The following is a 20,610-nucleotide window of genomic DNA, read 5'->3' on the forward strand; positions in this document are numbered from 1 at the left end:
ACGGACGTGACCGGTTCGATCAGCCTGCCGGAAGGTAAGGAAATGGTCATGCCGGGCGACAACGTGTCGATCACCGTTAAGCTGATCGCCCCGATCGCCATGACCGAAGGTCTGCGCTTCGCAATTCGCGAAGGTGGCCGTACCGTCGGCGCCGGCGTGGTCGCTACGATCATTGCTTAAGCCGGTACCTTAACGGTCCGCGCTAACGGGGTCAGCTTTTGGCGGCTGGCCCCTCTGCTGTTTTAGGGGTATAGCTCAACTGGCAGAGCGTCGGTCTCCAAAACCGAAGGTTGGGGGTTCGATTCCCTCTGCCCCTGCCAAACAACTGTCTGCAAGCTGGAAATGGCGAATTCTCCCGTAGAAACTGTACGTACGACTGGCGACAAGCTGCTGCTGGCTCTGGCTGGGCTGCTGGTGATTGCTGGTGTCGTGGCGTTCTACGCTTTGGAGCAACAGGCACTCTACGTGCGCGTTGCTGCCATCGTCGTCGTTCTGGCCATTGCCGCAGGTGTTGGATTGGCATCGCAAACCGGTAAGGGCTTTATGGCCTTTGCTAAGGATGCGTATCGGGAAGTGGGTAAGGTCGTTTGGCCGACCCGTAAAGAGGCCGCCCAAACGACCGCGATTGTCTTCGCGTTCGTCATCATCATGGCGCTGTATCTGTGGATCAGCGACAAGACGATCGAGTGGGCAGTGTTCTCTTTAATTCTTGGCTGGAAGTGATATGTCTGATACCGGGGCTGCACCGAGTAAGAAGCGCTGGTACGTCGTTCATGCGTATTCCGGCATGGAAAAGAGCGTAGCCAAGGCGCTGCGCGAACGCATTACGCGTGCGGGCATGGAAGATTATTTCGGCGAGATCTTGGTCCCGACCGAAGAAGTTGTAGAAACCAAGGGTGGCCAAAAGTCGGTCACCGAACGTCGTTTCTTCCCCGGCTATGTGCTGTGCGAGATGGAAATGACGGATGAGACGTGGCACTTGGTGAAAAACACCGCCAAGGTCACCGGCTTCGTCGGCGGCACGGGTAACCGTCCGACGCCGATTCGTCAGGTCGAGGTCGACAAGATCATGTCTCAAATTAAGGACGGGGTGGAAAAGCCGCGTCCCAAGACGTTGTTCGAAGTGGGCGAGCTGGTTCGAGTCAAGGATGGTCCTTTCACGGACTTCAATGGCTCGGTGGAAGAAGTGAACTACGAAAAGTCCCGCCTACGTGTTTCCGTCACCATTTTTGGACGGGCAACTCCGGTAGAACTGGAGTTCGGACAAGTCGAAAAGATCTAAGAATAAAATGCGCCGGCGCGACGTCCGGCGCGTTTTTGCGTTGGTGACAGCCGTCGCCGAGGAGCGTCAGTAGCCCGTTTTGGTGAACGCGCGCTATGACTCAACCCCGAATATGCGCCACATATTCGTTCCGGAGTAAACCATGGCAAAGAAAATCATCGGCTTTATCAAGCTGCAGATTCCTGCAGGTAAAGCCAATCCGTCGCCCCCCGTGGGCCCGGCACTGGGTCAACGCGGCCTGAACATCATGGAGTTCTGCAAGGCGTTCAACGCCCAAACGCAGAGCCTCGAACCGGGTCTGCCGATTCCGGTGGTGATCACCGCCTTCGCGGACAAGAGCTTCACGTTCGTCCTGAAGACCCCGCCGGCAACCGTGCTGATCAAGAAGGCTGCCAAGCTCGACAAGGGCTCGGCCAAGCCGCACACCGATAAGGTGGGCAAGATCACCCGCGCACAAGCGGAAGAAATCGCGAAGACCAAGATGCCTGACCTTACCGCTGCCGATCTGGAAGCCGCGGTTCGCACCATCGCTGGCAGCGCACGTTCGATGGGCATCACGGTGGAGGGTCTGTAATGGCTAAGATCTCGAAGCGTCAACAAGCACTGGCCGCTAAGGTCGACCGCAACAAGCTGTACCCGGTCGGCGACGCTCTGGCCCTGGTCAAGGAATGCGCAAGCGCCAAGTTCGACGAGTCGATCGACGTCGCCGTTCAACTGGGCGTGGATGCAAAGAAGTCGGACCAAGTGGTTCGCGGTTCGGTCGTTCTGCCGGCTGGTACCGGTAAGTCGGTTCGCGTCGCCGTTTTCGCCCAAGGCGAAAAGGCTGAGCAAGCCAAGGCTGCCGGCGCTGAAATCGTCGGTATGGAAGACCTGGCTGAGCAAATCAAGGCCGGCAACATGGACTTCGACATCGTGATCGCTTCGCCGGACACGATGCGCGTCGTCGGTACGCTGGGTCAGATTCTCGGCCCGCGCGGCCTGATGCCGAACCCGAAGGTTGGCACGGTGACCCCGGACGTTGCTACGGCTGTGAAGAACGCCAAGGCAGGTCAGGTGCAATTCCGCGTCGACAAGGGCGGCATCATTCACGCCACGATCGGCCGTGCTTCGTTCGAAGCCGCATCGCTCCAGCAGAACCTGAAGGCTCTGCTCGAAGCCCTGACGAAGGCCAAGCCGGCCTCGAGCAAGGGTGTCTACCTGCGCAAGATCGCCCTGTCGAGCACGATGGGCGTTGGCGTGCGTGTGGACCAAGCATCGCTGTCGGCCTAAACGGCAGACGCGAGCGGCACTGCAAAGTATCGCAATCGCAGGGTGATGGCGTCCCCTGCGATGGCTTCAGATCCTCGAGATCGATAGCCAGCAGCAAAAGACTTTGGGCGGGAGCGAATTCTTCGGAAAGCGCTTCCGGTTATCAAAGACCGTTGGCGGGAATGGGCATTTACTGACGCTCCCTTAATACGCCAGCCAACGCAGATGGCGAACCCGAACAAGTTATGCAGTCACATCATGGCGCACGGATTTCCGGGCGCGGTGATAGAAACTCCAGACATGTCGGTAAGCCGTTAGTGGAACGGCATCACCATGAGGTGATGTCAATTTTGGAGGTTAACCGTGGCACTTAATCTTGATGATAAGAAAGCCGTCGTGGCAGAAGTTTCGGCGCAAGTCGCCGGTGCTTCGACCATCGTTGTGGCTGAATATCGCGGAATCACGGTTGGCGATCTGACGAAGCTTCGCGCTAGCGCGCGTCAGCAAGGCGTCTACCTGCGCGTTCTGAAGAACACGCTGGCACGCCGCGCGGTGGAAAACACCCCGTTTGCTGACCTGGCTGAACAGATGACCGGTCCTCTGATCTACGGTATCTCGACGGATCCCGTAGCCGCTGCGAAAGTCTTGAACGACTTTTCGAAGGGCAACGACAAGTTGATCTTGAAGGCCGGCTCGTACGACGGCAAGGTGATGGACAAGGCTGGCGTGCAAGCGCTCGCTTCCATCCCGAGCCGCGACGAACTGCTCGCGAAGTTGCTGGGTGTTATGCAAGCGCCGGTTTCCGGCTTTGCTCGCGTCCTGGCTGCCGTGGCCGAGAAGAAGCAAGCGGAAGCTGCTTAATTCTCGTCCCGGTTACACGATCGCTGACTTCGGTCCGAACACAATCTAGGAGTTTTACAAATGGCAATCACGAAAGACGAAATCATCGAAGCCGTAGGCGCGATGTCGGTTATGGAATTGAACGACCTGGTTAAGGCGTTCGAAGAAAAGTTCGGCGTGTCGGCAGCTGCCCTGGCAGTGGCTGGCCCGGCTGGCGCAGGCGGTGCTGCTGCTGCTGCTGAAGAGCAAACCGAATTCAACGTCATCCTGGCAGAAGTTGGTGCGAACAAGGTCGGCGTCATTAAGGCCGTCCGCGAAATCACCGGCCTGGGCCTGAAGGAAGCCAAGGATCTGGTTGATGGCGCTCCGAAGGCTGTCAAGGAAGGCGTCGACAAGGCTGCTGCTGACGAAGCCAAGAAGAAGCTGGAAGAAGCCGGCGCCAAGGTCGAAGTTAAGTAATTCGACTCTGCGCGTAGGGAAGGCTGGCGACGAAAAGTCGTCAGCCTTTTTGTGCTTTCAGGAGATGCAAAACCCTAAACCTGGGTGCGGTATTCGAAAGCCGGTGCTGCTTAGCGCCAAGTAGTTGAAGTCAAACAGATTTTCATGATGGCCGTGTGAACTGCTGCGTTTGAAACGCGCGTTACACACACAGAGAGGCCAAAGAAAAGATCGCGCCGAGTGATGGCTTGGCGGTTCTTCTCTTTGTCTTCTGAAGCGACTGCAGAAGGCAAGTTTGGTCGGGCGACGGGCAACACAGGCATCCGTCGCCGTCAGCCAGCGGTTGGTAGCGGCCAACCACCAAGCTCGTTGCTCCATGGCAAGCCCGCCGTGGAGGACGTCTGGTCTCAGTCGATGAACACCCGTTGGCGATGCCTGCCGTCGTCGTCAGCGTAGTGATTCGGAGATCGTAATGCACTATTCCTTCACCGAGAAGAAACGCATTCGCAAGAGTTTTGCGAAGCGTCCGACCGTGCACAAGGTGCCGTTTTTGCTGGCCACCCAGCTCGCCTCGTACACATCGTTCTTGCAAGCCGACGCGCTTGCATCGGAGCGGAAACCGGAGGGTCTGCAAGCGGCCTTCTCCTCCATTTTCCCGATCGTTTCTCACAACGGGTTCGCACGCCTTGAGTTCGTCAGCTATTTGCTCGGTACTCCCGCGTTCGATGTTAAGGAATGTCAACAGCGCGGCCTGACTTTTTGCTCGGCTCTGCGCGCCAAAGTTCGTCTGGTGATCCTGGATAAGGAATCGCCGAATAAGCCCGTCGTCAAGGAAGTCAAGGAACAGGAAGTCTACATGGGCGAAATTCCGCTCATGACCTCCACGGGTTCCTTCGTCATCAATGGCACGGAGCGTGTCATCGTCTCGCAGCTGCACCGTTCGCCGGGCGTGTTCTTCGAACACGACAAGGGCAAGACGCACAGCTCGGGTAAGTTGCTGTTCTCTGCACGTATCATCCCCTACCGCGGCTCGTGGCTGGACTTCGAATTCGATCCGAAGGACATCCTGTACTTCCGCGTCGACCGCCGTCGCAAGATGCCGGTCACGATCCTGCTCAAGGCCATTGGTCTGACGCCGGAACAGATCCTCGCGAACTTCTTCGTGTTCGATAACTTCAAGCTGATGCCGGAAGGCGCGCAGATGGAGTTCGTGCCGGAGCGTCTGCGTGGTGAAGTGGCTCGTTTCGACATCACCGATCGCGAAGGCAAGGTCATTGTCCAGAAGGACAAGCGCGTCAACGCCAAGCACATCCGTGACCTGGAGAACGCCAACACCAAGTTCATCTCGGTGCCGGAAGACTACCTGCTCGGCCGTGTGCTCGCGAAGAACGTGATCGATGGCGATACCGGCGAAGTGATCGCCAACGCCAACGACGAAATCACCGAAAGCGCGCTGGTCAAGCTGCGTGAATCGGGCGTGTCGGATATCCAGACGCTGTACACGAACGATCTGGATCAAGGTCCGTACATCTCGGCCACGCTGCGTATCGACGAAACCGCTGACCAAACGGCCGCGCGTATCGCGATCTATCGCATGATGCGCCCGGGCGAGCCGCCGACCGAAGATGCGGTCGAGGCCCTGTTCAACCGTCTGTTCTACAGCGAAGAAGCGTACGACCTGTCGAAGGTGGGTCGTATGAAGTTCAACCGTCGTGTCGGCCGCGATGAAGTACTCGGCCCGATGACGCTGGAAGACGACGACATCCTCGCGACGATCAAGATCCTCGTGGATCTGCGTAACGGCCGTGGCGAAGTGGACGATATCGACCACTTGGGTAACCGTCGTGTGCGTTGCGTCGGCGAACTGGCTGAAAACCAGTTCCGTGCCGGTCTGGTGCGTGTCGAGCGCGCTGTGAAGGAACGTCTGGGTCAGGCCGAGTCGGAAAACCTGATGCCGCACGACCTGATCAACAGCAAGCCGATCTCGTCGGCCATTCGCGAGTTCTTCGGTTCGTCGCAGCTGTCGCAGTTTATGGACCAAACCAACCCGCTGTCGGAAATCACGCACAAGCGTCGTGTTTCCGCACTGGGCCCGGGCGGTCTGACGCGTGAGCGCGCCGGCTTCGAAGTGCGCGACGTGCACCCGACGCACTACGGTCGCGTGTGCCCGATTGAAACGCCGGAAGGTCCGAACATTGGTCTGATCAACTCGCTGGCACTGTACGCCCGCCTGAACGAATACGGCTTCCTCGAGACGCCGTACCGCAAGGTGGAAGACGGCAAGGTCACCGACCAGATCGACTACCTGTCGGCCATTGAAGAAGGCCGTTACGTGATCGCTCAGGCGAACGCGTCGATCGGTGCCGACGGCTCCCTCACCGACGAACTCGTGTCGTCGCGTGAAGCCGGCGAAACGCTGATGGTCACGCCGGACCGCATCCAGTACATGGACGTGGCTCCGTCGCAGATCGTCTCGGTCGCTGCCTCGCTGATTCCGTTCCTTGAACACGATGACGCGAACCGCGCATTGATGGGCTCGAACATGCAGCGCCAGGCCGTGCCTTGCCTGCGTCCGGAAAAGGCGGTTGTGGGTACGGGTATCGAGCGCACGGTTGCGGTCGACTCGGGCACCACCGTGCAGGCATTCCGTGGCGGCGTGGTCGATTACGTCGACGCTGGCCGTGTGGTGATTCGCGTGAACGACGATGAAGCCGTCGCCGGTGAAGTCGGCGTGGACATCTACAACCTGATCAAGTACACGCGTTCGAACCAGAACACCAACATCAACCAGCGCCCGATCGTAGAAGTGGGCGACAAGGTGGCGCGCGGCGATGTGATCGCCGACGGCGCATCGACCGATCTGGGCGAATTGGCGCTGGGTCAGAACATGCTGATCGCGTTCATGCCGTGGAACGGCTACAACTTCGAAGATTCGATCTTGATCTCGGAGCGTGTCGTTGCGGAAGACCGTTACACGTCGATCCACATCGAAGAGCTGAACGTGGTCGCTCGCGACACGAAGCTCGGACCGGAAGAAATCACGCGCGACATCTCGAACCTGGCGGAAGTGCAACTGAGCCGTCTGGACGAGTCGGGCATCGTGTACATCGGCGCGGAAGTCGAAGCCGGTGACGTGATGGTGGGCAAGGTCACGCCGAAGGGCGAAACCCAGCTCACGCCGGAAGAAAAGCTGCTGCGCGCGATCTTCGGCGAGAAGGCTTCGGACGTGAAGGATACGTCGCTGCGCGTGCCCTCGGGCATGAGCGGCACGGTCATCGACGTGCAAGTGTTCACGCGTGAAGGTATCCAGCGCGACAAGCGCGCTCAACAGATCATCGACGATGAACTGAAGGGCTACCGTCTGGACCTGAACGACCAGCTGCGTATCGTGGAAGGCGACGCGTTCCAACGTCTGGAGCGCTTCCTGGTGGGCAAGACCGCGAACGGCGGTCCGAAGAAGCTCGTCAAGGGCACCAAGATCACCAAGGAATACTTGGCCGATCTGGATCGCTACCACTGGTTCGACATTCGTCTGGCCGAAGACGAAGGTGCGCAACAGCTCGAGCAGATCAAGGAATCGATCGAGCAGAAGCGTCACTCGTTCGATCTGGCTTTCGAAGAAAAGCGTAAGAAGCTCACGCAAGGCGACGAACTGCCGCCGGGCGTGCTGAAGATGGTCAAGGTGTACCTGGCCGTGAAGCGCCGTCTCCAGCCTGGCGACAAGATGGCCGGCCGTCACGGTAACAAGGGTGTGGTCTCGAAGATCGTGCCGATCGAAGATATGCCGTACATGGCCGATGGCCGTCCGGCAGACATCGTGCTCAACCCGCTCGGCGTGCCGTCGCGGATGAACGTGGGTCAGATTCTCGAATCGCACCTCGGCTGGGCAGCGAAGGGTCTGGGTTGGCGTATCGGCGAAATGCTGCAAGCGCACACCAAGGTCCAGGAAGTTCGCAAGTTCCTGACGAAGATCTACAACGAGAGCGGTCAGCAAGAAGATATCGAGAGCCTGTCGGACGACGAGATCATGTCGCTGGCGCGCAACTTGCAGAACGGCGTGCCGTTCGCAACGCCGGTGTTCGATGGTGCGCATGAAGACGAAATCCGCCGCATGCTGGATCTGGCTTTCCCGGATCACATTGCGAAGGATCTCGGCATGACGCCGTCGAAGAACCAGGTCACGCTGTTCGATGGTCGTACCGGCGAAGCCTTCGAGCGTCCGGTCACCTGCGGCTTCATGCACATGCTGAAACTGCACCACTTGGTCGACGACAAGATGCACGCGCGTTCGACCGGTCCGTACTCGCTGGTGACGCAGCAGCCGTTGGGCGGTAAGGCCCAGTTCGGTGGTCAGCGTTTCGGTGAAATGGAAGTGTGGGCACTGGAAGCTTACGGCGCATCGTATGTGCTGCAAGAAATGCTGACGGTGAAGTCGGATGACGTGACGGGCCGTACGAAGGTGTACGAGAACCTCGTCAAGGGCGATCACATGATCGATGCCGGCATGCCGGAATCGTTCAACGTGCTGGTCAAGGAAATCCGTTCGCTCGGTATCGATATCGACCTGGAGCGCGGTTAATCGCGTTCAGGCAAATAGGAGAAAGCAATGAAAGCTTTGCTCGATCTATTCAAGCAAGTCCAGCAGGACGAACAGTTCGACGCGATCAAGATCGGTCTGGCTTCGCCGGACAAGATCCGCTCGTGGTCGTTCGGCGAAGTTAAGAAGCCGGAGACGATCAACTATCGAACGTTCAAACCCGAGCGCGACGGTCTGTTCTGCGCAAAGATCTTCGGTCCGATCAAGGATTACGAATGCCTTTGCGGTAAGTACAAGCGCCTGAAGCACCGTGGCGTGATCTGCGAGAAGTGCGGCGTGGAAGTCACGCTGGCGAAGGTGCGTCGCGAACGCATGGGCCACATCGAACTGGCCTCGCCGGTTGCGCACATCTGGTTCCTGAAGTCGCTCCCGTCGCGTCTGGGCATGGTGCTCGACATGACGCTGCGCGACATCGAACGCGTGCTGTACTTCGAAGCGTATGTGGTTCTCGAACCGGGCATGACGCCGCTCAAGCGGTGCCAGATCATGACCGAAGAGGATTACTACAATAAGGTCGAAGAATACGGCGACGAATTCCGTGCCGAAATGGGCGCGGAAGGCGTGCGCGAGCTGCTGCGCTCGATCGACATCGATTCGGAAGTCGAGCGTCTGCGCGCCGAGCTGCAAGCCACGGGCTCGGAAGCCAAGATCAAGAAGTACGCCAAGCGCCTGAAAGTGCTCGAGGCATTCCAACGTTCGGGCATCAAGCCTGAATGGATGGTGCTCGAAGTGCTGCCGGTGCTGCCGCCCGAACTGCGCCCGCTGGTGCCGCTCGACGGTGGCCGCTTCGCGACCTCGGACCTGAACGATCTGTATCGCCGCGTCATCAACCGTAACAACCGTCTGAAGCGTCTGCTCGAGCTGAAGGCACCGGACATCATCGTGCGCAACGAAAAGCGCATGTTGCAAGAGTCGGTGGATTCGCTGCTCGATAACGGCCGCCGCGGTAAGGCGATGACTGGCGCGAACAAGCGTCCGCTCAAGTCGCTGGCTGACATGATCAAGGGTAAGAGCGGTCGTTTCCGTCAGAACTTGCTCGGTAAGCGCGTCGACTACTCGGGCCGTTCGGTGATTACCGTGGGCCCGACGCTCAAGCTGCATCAGTGCGGTCTGCCGAAGCTGATGGCGCTCGAACTCTTCAAGCCGTTCATTTTCCACAAGCTGGAAGTGATGGGCGTGGCCACGACGATCAAGGCTGCGAAGAAGGAAGTCGAGAACCAGACGGCTGTGGTGTGGGACATCTTGGAAGAGGTGATCCGCGAGCATCCGATCATGCTGAACCGCGCACCGACGCTGCACCGCCTGGGTATTCAGGCGTTCGAGCCGGTGCTGATCGAAGGCAAGGCAATTCAGCTTCACCCGCTGGTTTGCGCGGCGTTCAACGCCGACTTCGACGGTGACCAGATGGCCGTTCACGTGCCGCTGTCGCTCGAAGCGCAGATGGAAGCGCGTACCCTGATGCTGGCCTCGAACAACGTGTTGTTCCCGGCTAACGGCGATCCGTCGATCGTGCCGTCGCAGGATATCGTGCTGGGTCTGTACTACGCGACGCGCGACAAGATCAACGGCAAGGGCGAAGGCCTGTCGTTCATCGACGTGTCGGAAGTGCTGCGTGCGTACGACAACAAGGAAGTCGAACTGGCTTCGCGCGTGAACGTGCGTATCACTGAGTACACGGTTGACGCAGAAACGGGCGAGAAGACGCCGAAGATCACGCTGTACCCGACGACTGTCGGCCGCGCGATTCTGTCGGAAATTCTGCCGCCGGGCCTGCCGTTCTCGGTGCTGAACAAGTCGCTCAAGAAGAAGGAAATCTCGAAGCTGATCAACACGGCGTTCCGTCGTTGCGGTCTGCGCGAGACGGTGATTTTCGTCGACAAGCTGATGCAGTCGGGCTTCAAGCTCGCTACGCGTGCCGGTATCTCGATCTGCGTCGACGACATGCTCGTGCCGACGAAGAAGGAAGAGCTCATCGGCGAAGCATCGAAGAAGGTCAAGGAATACGACCGTCAGTACATGTCGGGTCTGGTCACGGCGCAAGAGCGTTACAACAACGTCGTGGACATTTGGGGTGCTACCGGTGACGCCGTGGGTAAGGCGATGATGGAGCAGCTCTCCAAAGAGAAGACGACCGATCGCGATGGCAACACCGTGGATCAAGAGTCGTTCAACTCGATTTACATGATGGCCGACTCGGGTGCTCGTGGTTCGAGCGCTCAGATTCGTCAGCTCGCCGGTATGCGTGGCCTGATGGCCAAGCCGGACGGCTCGATTATCGAGACGCCGATTACCGCGAACTTCCGCGAAGGCCTGAACGTGTTGCAGTACTTCATCTCGACCCACGGTGCACGTAAGGGTCTGGCGGATACGGCACTGAAGACGGCTAACTCGGGTTACCTGACGCGTCGTCTGGTCGACGTGACGCAGGATCTGGTCGTGGTCGAAGACGATTGCGGCACGAGCAACGGCGTGGCAATGAAGGCGCTGGTCGAGGGCGGTGAAGTGGTCGAAGCCCTGCGTGACCGTATTCTGGGTCGCGTGGCCGTGTCGGATGTCGTGAATCCGGAAACGCAAGAGACGGTGTATGAATCCGGCACGTTGCTGGACGAAGACGCGGTCGAAATGATCGAAACGCTGGGCATCGACGAAGTGCGCGTGCGCACGCCGCTGACCTGCGATACGCGTTACGGTCTGTGCGCACTGTGCTATGGCCGTGACCTGGGTCGCGGTTCGCGTGTGAACGTCGGCGAAGCCGTCGGCGTGATCGCAGCACAGTCGATCGGTGAGCCGGGCACGCAGCTGACGATGCGTACGTTCCACATCGGTGGTGCGGCATCGCGTGCGGCAGTGGCCTCGTCGATCGAAGCCAAGTCGAACGGTACGGTTCGCTTCACGGCAACGATGCGTTACGTGACGAACGGTCGCGGCGAGCAGACGGTGATTTCGCGTTCGGGTGAAATCCTGATCACGGACGATCACGGTCGCGAGCGCGAGCGTCACAAAGTGCCGTACGGCGCGACGCTGCTGCAACTGGATGGCGCACAGGTCAAGGCCGGTACGCAACTCGGTACGTGGGATCCGCTGACGCGCCCGATCATTACCGAACACGGCGGTTTCGCCAAGTTCGAGAACGTCGAGGAAGGTGTCACGGTTGCCAAGCAGATCGACGATGTGACGGGTCTGTCCACGCTGGTCGTGATCGATCCGAAGCGTCGTGGTCCGGCGTCGAAGAACGTGCGTCCGCAGGTCAAGCTGCTCGACGAGAATGGTGTGGAAGTGAAGATCCCGGGTACCGATCACGCTGTGACGATCGGCTTCCAGGTGGGCGCACTGATCACCATCAAGGACGGTCAGCAAGTGCCGGTGGGTGAAGTGCTCGCACGTATCCCGACCGAAGCGCAGAAGACTCGCGACATTACCGGGGGTCTGCCGCGTGTGGCCGAACTGTTCGAAGCGCGTGCACCGAAGGACGCCGGCATTTTGGCCGAAGTCACGGGTACCACGTCGTTCGGTAAGGACACGAAGGGCAAGCAGCGTCTGGTCATTACCGATCTGGACGGCAACCAGCACGAGTTCCTGATTCCGAAGGAAAAGCAGGTGCTGGTGCACGACGGTCAGGTGGTGAACAAGGGCGAAATGATCGTGGACGGCCCGGCCGATCCGCACGACATTCTGCGCTTGCAGGGTATCGAGGCACTGGCGCGTTACATCGTCGACGAAGTTCAGGACGTGTACCGTTTGCAGGGTGTGAAGATCAACGACAAGCACATCGAGGTGATCGTTCGCCAGATGCTGCGTCGTGTGCAGATCACCGACAACGGCGATACGCGCTTCATCATCGGCGAACAGGTCGAACGTTCGGACATGCTCGACGAGAACGATCGTATGAACGCTGCGGACAAGCGTCCGGCGCAGTACGAGAACGTGTTGCTGGGTATTACGAAGGCGTCGCTGTCGACGGACTCGTTCATCTCGGCCGCATCGTTCCAGGAAACGACGCGCGTGTTGACCGAAGCCGCCATCATGGGCAAGAAGGACGACCTGCGTGGCCTGAAGGAAAACGTCATCGTCGGCCGTCTGATCCCGGCTGGTACGGGTCTGGCGTATCACAAGGCCCGCAAGGCCCGCGAAACGTCGGATCGCGAGCGTCACGACCAGATCGCTCTGGAAGAGGCGTTTGCCCCGATCCCGACCTCGGTGGAAGAACCGACGGCAGAGTAAGGTGGCCGGCGGCGCTAGCGAAAGCCAGCGCCGCATTCACCGAATCTGTTGCGACAGCAGTAGAAATGAAAAACGGCACCCTTTGCGGGGTGCCGTTTTTTTTTGCCTGCGCGATTCGCTTGGCGACTACACGGGGATCAGAACCCGAAGTGGCCTTGCACGTAGACCATGCGCGGCGCGCCCACCATGATGCCGCCGTTCTGGTCGGTGTTGCGCGTGTAGAAGCGCTTGTCGAACACGTTGTTCACGCCCACCGTGACATCGGCGTTCTTGTAGAACGGCAGCTTGTACATCGCTTGCAGATTCCACACGCGGTAGCCCGGCACTTTGCCGTTCGTGCCGTCAGCCGACTGCGCTTCGGTGTTCGCCAGATCGGAGTACTGCGAGCTCTGGTGCGTGGTCGAGACGTTGAACGTCCACTGACCGATCGCATAACGTGCGCCGAGCGTATCGGTAAAGCGCGAGTAGAACGGCACGTCGAGACCGGCCGTCGTGCCCGACTTCTGAATGGCGCGCACATACGTGAAGTTTGCGTACAGGTTCAGGCCGCGCAGCGCGCTGTCTTGATCGAACGTGTAGTCGAGGGCGGTTTCGATGCCGTCGTGGTTCGTCGCACCGATGTTCTGGAAGGTCGCCGGGCTGACGTTCGGCACTTGCAGAATCTGGTTGTCGAACTTCATCTTGAAGGCCGTCAACTCGGCGCGCCAGCGGTTGTCCGTCCAACGCGTACCAATTTCATAGGTGCGCGCCACTTCCGGCTGGAGCGGGTTCGACGCCGACATCGAGTTCAACTGCGTGTTCTGCACCGGACCGAACGACGTGCTGTAGTCCGCGAAGATCGTCCACGCGCTGTTCACCAGATACGACAGGTTCACCGACGGCAACGGCTTGTTGTTGTCGGTGCGGTAGGTGCTGCCCGAGGCCTTGTCGACGCGCTGCGAGGCGATCATTTCATAACGAACGCCCGGCGTGAAACGCCAGTTGCCCCACGCCATGCGGTCGTCGATATAGAACGCGTTCGCGCTGGTGTAGTTGTAGAACGTGGTCGTCGCCGAGTTCTTGCCGGTCGCCAGGTTCGTGCTGAAGTTGTTGTCGTCCCCGCGCTCGCGAATAAAGCGATAGCCGACTGTCACGTCGTGCGCCGTCGGTCCGAGGAACAGGCGCTGCGTGTAGCGCGGCTCGATGCCGAACGTTTGATAGTTACGCGGCTGATGCGTGGTCGCGAGCGGTGCCACCGACAAGTTAGTCAGCGAGCTCTGACGGTAGCTCTCGTTGTAGAACGTGCGAATCTCGAATTCCTGCGTGTCCGAGATCGTGTTCAGGTACCCGAAGTCGAGCCCGGTGCGATTGCCGCTCCAGTAGTCGTTCGGGCGCGTGTTCTGGAACGGATCGGCGTTGTATTGCGCGGCAGTGAGGCCGCCCGGCGTCTTCGACTTGGCATCGAAGTACGAGAGCTTCCCGTAGACCTGTTGGCTCGGCGAGATGTCGTAACGCCACTTCAACGCGAGGTCGTTCACATTCTCGTTACTGCCCGTGCGCCAGTCGCGGCCCACCATGCCCGAATAGAGCAGCGCGAGGCCCAGCCCGTTATCCATCTGCGTGCCGAGGAACAGGCCGTATTGCGTGTTCGCGCCGCCGCCGGTCGTGTACATGTTCTCGCGCACGGTAGCGTCGCCGACGAGGCCCGGCGTATTCGGGATCGAGCGCGTCTTGAAGTTGATCACGCCACCGACGTTCTGCGGGCCGTAGCGAACCGCACCGCCGCTGCGCACCACGTCGATGGTTTCGATGTTGAACAGGCTGACCGGGGCGAACGACAACTGCGGCTGGCCATACGGCGCCACAGCGAGCGGAATGCCGTCGAGCAGCACGGTCGAGCGCGGGCTGAAGCGACCGGCCAGGCCGCGCACCCCGATGTTCAACGAGATGGCACTGCCGGCGCTGCTGGAGTTGTCGGTGGCCTGCACGCCCGGCACACGACGCAGCACATCACCGATGCTCGATGCGCCCGACGCTTCGATCTGGTCCTTCTTCACGACCGTGCGCGCGCCCGGGAACGTCTTCGCGCTGTTATCCAACCCGGTGCCCAGCCAATCGCCCGACACGTTGACCGTACCGAGTTCGACATCGGCGCGGGCTTCGTCCGCCGCACGAACCGTACTCGCGGAGCTGGCGGCTGCCGTGGCGTCGGCGGCTTGCTGCGCATGGGCGACACCGAGCGTGGCCATGAACAACGTGGCGGCGCAGGCAGTCGCACGGGGCAAACGGGAGGAGGGCATGACAGCGGCGGTGCGCAGAGCAGCCTGCGCCGTCGCGCGGCGACGTACGGACATCTTCATCTTTGCTGACCTTCGAAACTACGTATGAGTGGCGAGCGCGGCCTTCGCTCTTGGCGAGCCCCCGGCGCGGTCGATTGTTGTTGGTAATGCGATGTAATAAAACGTCGCGGATTATAAATGCAAATCACTCTCATTTTTGATGGGGATTGCTAACCGTGAATCGGTATTGGTGGATTGGCAGCGACGAGATGCGACGACAGGGGCGAGAACGGGCACAATGCTCGAAAAAAGCCTATAAAAGCGAAGAAATACGCGAAGAAGGACGACACGCCGATTGCCGTTCGGGAATCTCAACGGGTAGTTGAGCGTGTGGCTGCATTGCGACAGTAGGGTCTTTGGCGGGCGGCGATGATCGGCGGTGGGCCGCAGCGGATGGTGGCAGGCCGCTGACGATTATCCAGTTTTGCTTATGAATCGCCCAAAATCGATTGATTGTTCCGCAGGCGCCGAGCCGCAAGAATAGAGCGCATCGAGACAAGAACCGCGCTGCCCGATCGCCCCCGTGGCGGCCATGTCGGCGCTATGGAGACAAACGATGCTGGATGCGTCGATTCATCAAGCGCTGGCTCGCGAGTTGCACGACGCCGAGCGCAATCGCACGCCGGTCATGCAGTTCTCGCGCCGGTATCCCGACATGACGGTGGCCGACAGCTACGCGATTCAACAAGCGTGGCTTGCGCTGAAATACGCCGAAGGCCGCCGCGTCATCGGCCACAAGATCGGCCTCACGTCGCGCGCGATGCAAGTCGCCGCGCAAATCACTGAACCCGATCACGGCACGCTGCTCGACGACATGCTTGTCGCCGATGGTGCAACGCTCGAAGCGGGCCGCTTTATCGTGCCGCGACTTGAAGTCGAACTGGCTTTCATTTTGGCCAAACCGCTCAAGGGCCCGGGCGTCACGTTGTTCGACGTGCTCGATGCCACTGCATGGGTGACTCCGGCACTGGAACTGATCGACGGCCGCATCGAACTGTTCGATCGCGACACGCAGACACCGCGCAAGGTCTTCGACACGATTGCCGATAACGCGGCCAACGCCGCCATCGTGCTGGGTGGGCGTCCCGTCAAACCGGATGCCATCGACTTGCGCTGGACGGGCGCGCTGCTCTATCGCAATGGCGTGATCGAGGAATCGGGGTTGAGTGCCGCCGTGCTGAATCACCCGGGCAACGGCATTGCGTGGCTCGCCAATAAGTTGGGCGCGTTCGACGAAGGTTTGCAGGCGGGTGAGATCGTGCTCGCCGGGTCGTTCACGCGGCCGGTGGCCTGCAAAGCGGGCGATGTCTTTCATGCCGATTACGGTCCGCTGGGCGCGATCGGCGTGCGCTTCGTTTGACGCCGCCGAATGCTGCCGAATGCCCCCTGAAGGCGCCCGCCATGCGGTGCGCCGTCATCCCTATCTCGGACTGACACCATGAAAACGCCCCCGAATCTCTTCAAGCAGGCGCTGGCTAACCGGCAGCGTCAGATCGGTCTGTGGATGGGACTCGCTACGCCGTACGCCGCCGAGCTATGTGCGGGTAGCGGCTTCGACTGGATCGTGATCGACGGCGAGCATGCGCCGAACGATCTGCGCTCGATGCTCGCCACGCTTCAGGCAGTGGCGCCGTATCCGTCGCACGCCGTCGTGCGGTTGCCGCACGGCGATGCGGCCCTCATCAAGCAGGTGCTCGAAATCGGCGCGACGACGCTGCTCGTTCCGATGGTCGAGTCCGCCGAAATGGCGGCGGCGCTGGCGAGCGCCACGCGGTATCCGCCGCAGGGCACGCGCGGTGTGGGGAGCGGGCTGGCCCGCTCGTCACGCTGGAATCGCTATGAAGATTATTTGCACGCCGCAAACGACAGCACATGTCTGCTGGTGCAAGTCGAGACTGCCGACGCGCTCGCGCAAGTCGATGCCATTGCGGCCGTCGATGGCGTAGACGGCGTGTTCATCGGCCCGGCGGATCTGGCCGCATCGATGGGCTATCTCGGGCAAGCGACCCATCCTGAAGTGCGTAAAGCCATCGAAGCGGGCATCGCGAGGATTCGCGCGGCGGGCAAGCCTGCCGGCATCCTCTGTGTCGACGAGGCGCTGGCTCGCCATTACCTCGACCTTGGCGTGACGTTCATCGCCGTGGGCATCGATACGTCGCTGCTCGCGAACGCCAGCCGCGCGCTCGCTGCGAAGTTCGCGCCGTCGGCCGACTGATTTCCCCCATTCCCATACCCCCAACGAGGCAAGGCATGAGCGCTTCCCGTTTTGACGTCGCCGGCATTTCGGTGTCGCCGGATCACTTTATCGACGGACGACGCGTCGCGTCCTCGGACACCTTCGAGTGCGTTTCCCCCATCGACCAGACGCTGCTCGGACACATCGCCAGCGGCAATCTCGCCCACGTCGACGCCGCAGTGACGTCGGCGGCGCAGGCGTTTCCCGAATGGGCGGCGCTGGGTGCCGCAGCACGTCAGCCGTATCTGCAACGCTTTGCCGACGCGATCGGTCGGCGCGCCGAGGCCTTCGCCACGCTGGAGAGTCACGACGCGGGTGTGCTGCGCTCACGGATGGCACACGGCGTGGTGCCCCGCGCCATGCAGAACATCACGTGGTTTGCAGAACACGCCCTCACGCTGCAAGACCGCGTGATCGAGACGCCGCAGGCCCGCCATCTCGTGCGGCACGATCCGGCGGGCGTGGTGGCGATCATCACGCCGTGGAATTCGCCGCTGATGTTGGCCACATGGAAGATCGGCCCGGCGCTGGCATCGGGCAACACGGTGGTGTTGAAAGCGCCGGAGTGGGCACCGCTGACGTCGTCGCTGCTGGCCGATTGTGCTGAAGAAGCCGGGCTGCCGCCGGGGGTGTTCAATCTGTTGCAGGGCTCGGGGGCGGTGACCGGGGCCGCGCTCGTGAGCGATTCGCGTCTGGCACGCATCTCGTTCACCGGATCGGTGGCGACGGCCAAATGGATTGCGAAAACCGCGGCGACCAATCTGGTGCCGTGCAGCCTTGAGCTGGGTGGCAAGTCGGCGTTCATCGTGCTGGCCGACGCCGATCTGGAAGCGGCTGCGGCCACGGCAGCGCTGATGTATCGCAATGCCGGGCAAGTGTGTCTTGCCGGGACGCGTCTGCTCGTACACGCCGATGTTGCGCCGCGCTTCACCGAGATGTTGCGCACGTTGGTCGAAAGCCTGGTCGTGGGCGATCCACGCGAGGCCGCGACGGAAGTCGGTCCGATCATTCATCCGCGTCAGTTGGAGCGCGTGGAAGGGTTTGTCGAGCGTGCCGTCGCGGGCGGCGCGCGTGTGTTGTGGGGCGGCAAACGCCATGCATTCGGTGCGCAGTATTTCGCGCCGACGTTACTGACCGACCTGCGCCAGCGCGACGAGATCGTGCAGCAGGAAGTGTTCGGGCCGGTGCTGACCTTGCAAACGTTCAAGAGCGATGACGAGGTCGTCGACATGGCGAACGGCACCGATTACGGGCTGGGCGGCGTGTGTTACGGCGACGAATCGCATGCCATTGCCGTGGCGCAGCGCGTGCGCACGGGCTTCATCTGGGTCAACAGCTTCGGTATTCGCGATCTCGCCGCGCCGTTCGGCGGCATCAAGCGCTCGGGCGTGGGGCGCGAAGGCGGAGAGTGGAGTTTTGAATTCTTCTGCGACGTGAAGGACGTGGTCGTGCCGAAACAACCGTTCAAGGCGAGCTTCAGCCATCGCTGAAGCGCTGTCGTCCACATTGTCGAAAAGCAGCGACACGAAAAGAGAGATTGAGGAGAGCACCATGGGACAAATCGTCGGCGCGGCATTGGTGTCGCACCATCCCGGCTTGATGCAGTGTGAAGAATTCCGCGTATTGCAGGGCGCGGGGGCAGATTCGGATTTGATCGCGGGATACGCGCGGTTACGCGAACGCATTGCGGCGGCGAAGCCGGATGTCGTGCTGATTTTCGATTCGCACTGGTTCACGACCGGCTATCACCTGATCGACGGTGGCGCGCATTACTCGGGGATGTACATCTCCGACGAAATGCCGTGGTATCTGCATGGCGTGCCGTACGACTATCGGGGGCATCCGGAATTGGCGCTGGCCGTCGACGCGGTGGCGCGCGAGAAGGGCGTGCGTGCACGTGCCGTGCAACACCCCGATCTGCCGCGTCACTACCCGACGATTAACGTCATCAAACAGATGCGGCTCGACGCATGGCCGATCGTGACGGTGAGTTCGTGCCAGAACTGCGAGACGGAACACTTCCTGCAATCGGGCGAGGTGATTGGCGAGGCGATTCGCCGCAGCGATCTGCGTGTGGTGATGCTGGCGTCCGGCGCGTTGAGCCACAAGTTCAACGGCATCGACTGGAAGCCCACGCATCCGCGTATTTTTCATGAGAGCAACGTGTCGCGCCCGGAAAACATCGAAAGCGACAAGCGCGCGATCGAGGCGTTTCGCGAGGGGCGTCACGATCAAATTTTGGCGGACTGGGACAGCGATTACCGCAAGCGTCCGTGGGAGGCGCACGGTGCGCACTATCTGCAAATGGTCGGTGCTCTGGGTGGTGCTGCTTGCCGTAGCAAGGGCGTGGTGCTCTCCGATTACGAAAACGCGCGCGGGACCGGCAACGTGCATATCTGGTTCGACGCCGACGGCGGTGTGAGCAACGCCGCGCGTCAGGCTTGAAGGAGCAAGACGATGGATTTCGAATTTCCGTTGCGTGAACTACCGGCGGTGATGCGCGGCCCGCGTGTCGAGCGTCGCCGCATCTTGCTGGGCGGCAGCGCGTTCTGGGGCACGATGATTGAAGATGGCGCGCAACGCGGCCAACTGAGGCTCGACGACGGGCGCGTGATCGACCCGCAAACGGTGGCGCATCTGCCGCCGGTCGACCCGTCGAAGATTATTGCGGTGCATATCTCGTATCGCTCGCGCAGCATGGAGACCCGCAACAAGCCCAAGCCGACCGATACGCCGACCTATTTCACCAAACCGCCGACGTCGCTCAATGGTCACGGCGGGCAGATTCTCAAGCCCGCCGATTGCAAGTATCTGAACTACGAGAGCGAGTACGCGGTGGTAATCAGCCGGACGTGCCGCAACGTGTTGCCCGACGAGGCGTGGGATTACATCGAAGGCTTGTGCCCTGCGCTCGATATGGGATTGCAGGACTTCCGCGATACCGATCAGGGATCGATGCTGCGGGTGAAGGGCGCGGACACGCTGCTGCCGATTGGGCCGGGCATCGTGCGTGGTGTGAATTTGTTCGAGCAGACGTTGCGCACGTATCGCAACGGCTTGGTGGTGCAAGAGGCGCATATCGGTGACGAGACGATTTGGGGGCCGCATTACGTGATTGCGGATATCGCGCGGCACATTACGCTGATGCCGGGCGACGTGATTCTGATGGGCACGCCGTGTCATTCCCGCTCGGTCGATGCGGGCGATTTGGTGGAGTGCGAGATCACTGGGCTGGGGCGGTTGTCGGGGCGCGTGGTCAGCGTCGAAGCGCCGCGTGCGGCGGCACTTGGCGTTGGACACGCACCGACCGATAGCCCCGAAGTGCGGCGTGTGGCGCTGGGTTTCGATGAGCGTGTGCCGGAGCATTTCAAAGAAAACTATCGACGTGCCGCCAACAAGGCGTAAATGACGTAGGCTTTGGTGATATCCG

The 20,610-nt window shown here is 60.6% G+C and carries 15 protein-coding genes and 1 tRNA gene; 15 read left to right on the forward strand and 1 reads right to left on the reverse strand.

Annotation, left to right across the window (positions count from 1 at the left end):
- The 10 genes from PPN31114_RS25865 to rpoC all read left to right on the forward strand — a co-directional run.
- Window positions 1–180, forward strand: a 180-nt coding sequence (locus PPN31114_RS25865) for an EF-Tu C-terminal domain-related protein (protein ID WP_483406903.1), incomplete at its 5' end; no start/stop codon positions are given.
- A 64-nt stretch (window positions 181–244) separates the two neighbouring features.
- Window positions 245–320: transfer RNA gene (locus tag PPN31114_RS25870), tRNA-Trp, on the forward strand.
- 22 nt (window positions 321–342) lie between these two features.
- On the forward strand, window positions 343–723 hold the full coding sequence (gene secE, locus PPN31114_RS25875) for a preprotein translocase subunit SecE (RefSeq protein WP_150682390.1): 381 nt from the start codon (window positions 343–345) through the stop codon (window positions 721–723).
- A 1-nt stretch (window position 724) separates the two neighbouring features.
- Window positions 725–1,282 (forward strand): transcription termination/antitermination protein NusG, encoded by a 558-nt coding sequence (gene nusG / locus PPN31114_RS25880; protein WP_150682391.1) that lies wholly within the window; start codon window positions 725–727, stop codon window positions 1,280–1,282.
- A 142-nt stretch (window positions 1,283–1,424) separates the two neighbouring features.
- Window positions 1,425–1,856: a 50S ribosomal protein L11 gene (gene rplK, locus PPN31114_RS25885; RefSeq protein ID WP_150682392.1), complete on the forward strand. Its 432-nt coding sequence runs from the start codon at window positions 1,425–1,427 to the stop codon at window positions 1,854–1,856.
- The gene (rplA, locus tag PPN31114_RS25890; RefSeq protein ID WP_150682393.1) at window positions 1,856–2,551 is read left to right on the forward strand and encodes a 50S ribosomal protein L1; all 696 of its coding nucleotides are present in this window, start codon (window positions 1,856–1,858) and stop codon (window positions 2,549–2,551) included. The genes rplK and rplA overlap by 1 nt, the downstream gene beginning before the upstream one ends.
- Window positions 2,552–2,893: 342 nt before the next feature.
- Window positions 2,894–3,391, forward strand: coding sequence for a 50S ribosomal protein L10 (gene rplJ / locus PPN31114_RS25895; RefSeq protein ID WP_150682394.1), 498 nt, complete (start codon window positions 2,894–2,896; stop codon window positions 3,389–3,391).
- Window positions 3,392–3,451: 60 nt separating this feature from the next.
- Entirely contained in the window at window positions 3,452–3,829 is a 378-nt protein-coding gene (gene rplL, locus PPN31114_RS25900) for a 50S ribosomal protein L7/L12 (RefSeq protein WP_150682395.1), read from the forward strand.
- Between the two features lie 451 nt (window positions 3,830–4,280).
- Complete coding sequence (gene rpoB / locus PPN31114_RS25905; protein WP_150682396.1) at window positions 4,281–8,387, forward strand: DNA-directed RNA polymerase subunit beta; 4,107 nt, start codon at window positions 4,281–4,283, stop codon at window positions 8,385–8,387.
- Between the two features lie 27 nt (window positions 8,388–8,414).
- Complete coding sequence (rpoC, locus tag PPN31114_RS25910) at window positions 8,415–12,626, forward strand: DNA-directed RNA polymerase subunit beta' (RefSeq protein WP_150682397.1); 4,212 nt, start codon at window positions 8,415–8,417, stop codon at window positions 12,624–12,626.
- Window positions 12,627–12,763: 137 nt separating this feature from the next.
- Here rpoC and PPN31114_RS25915 read toward each other — a convergent pair whose 3' ends face one another.
- Window positions 12,764–14,965: a TonB-dependent receptor family protein gene (locus PPN31114_RS25915; protein ID WP_150682398.1), complete on the reverse strand. Its 2,202-nt coding sequence runs from the start codon at window positions 14,963–14,965 to the stop codon at window positions 12,764–12,766.
- A 535-nt stretch (window positions 14,966–15,500) separates the two neighbouring features.
- On the opposite strand from PPN31114_RS25915, the gene hpaH reads away from it, so the two are divergent.
- The 5 genes from hpaH (at window position 15,501) to PPN31114_RS25940 (ending at window position 20,585) form a co-directional block, all read left to right on the forward strand.
- Window positions 15,501–16,304, forward strand: a complete 804-nt coding sequence (hpaH, locus tag PPN31114_RS25920) for a 2-oxo-hept-4-ene-1,7-dioate hydratase (protein ID WP_150682399.1) — start codon at window positions 15,501–15,503, stop codon at window positions 16,302–16,304.
- A gap of 78 nt (window positions 16,305–16,382) precedes the next feature.
- Window positions 16,383–17,159 (forward strand): 4-hydroxy-2-oxoheptanedioate aldolase, encoded by a 777-nt coding sequence (gene hpaI / locus PPN31114_RS25925; protein WP_150682400.1) that lies wholly within the window; start codon window positions 16,383–16,385, stop codon window positions 17,157–17,159.
- Window positions 17,160–17,194: 35 nt separating this feature from the next.
- Window positions 17,195–18,670, forward strand: coding sequence for an aldehyde dehydrogenase family protein (locus PPN31114_RS25930; protein WP_150682401.1), 1,476 nt, complete (start codon window positions 17,195–17,197; stop codon window positions 18,668–18,670).
- Window positions 18,671–18,731: 61 nt separating this feature from the next.
- Complete coding sequence (locus tag PPN31114_RS25935) at window positions 18,732–19,625, forward strand: DODA-type extradiol aromatic ring-opening family dioxygenase (protein WP_150682402.1); 894 nt, start codon at window positions 18,732–18,734, stop codon at window positions 19,623–19,625.
- Window positions 19,626–19,637: 12 nt separating this feature from the next.
- Window positions 19,638–20,585 (forward strand): fumarylacetoacetate hydrolase family protein, encoded by a 948-nt coding sequence (locus PPN31114_RS25940; protein WP_150682403.1) that lies wholly within the window; start codon window positions 19,638–19,640, stop codon window positions 20,583–20,585.
- Window positions 20,586–20,610: the final 25 nt, after the last annotated feature.

The organism is Pandoraea pneumonica (assembly GCF_902459645.1).
In the GTDB taxonomy this organism is placed as follows: Bacteria; Pseudomonadota; Gammaproteobacteria; order Burkholderiales; family Burkholderiaceae; genus Pandoraea; species Pandoraea pneumonica.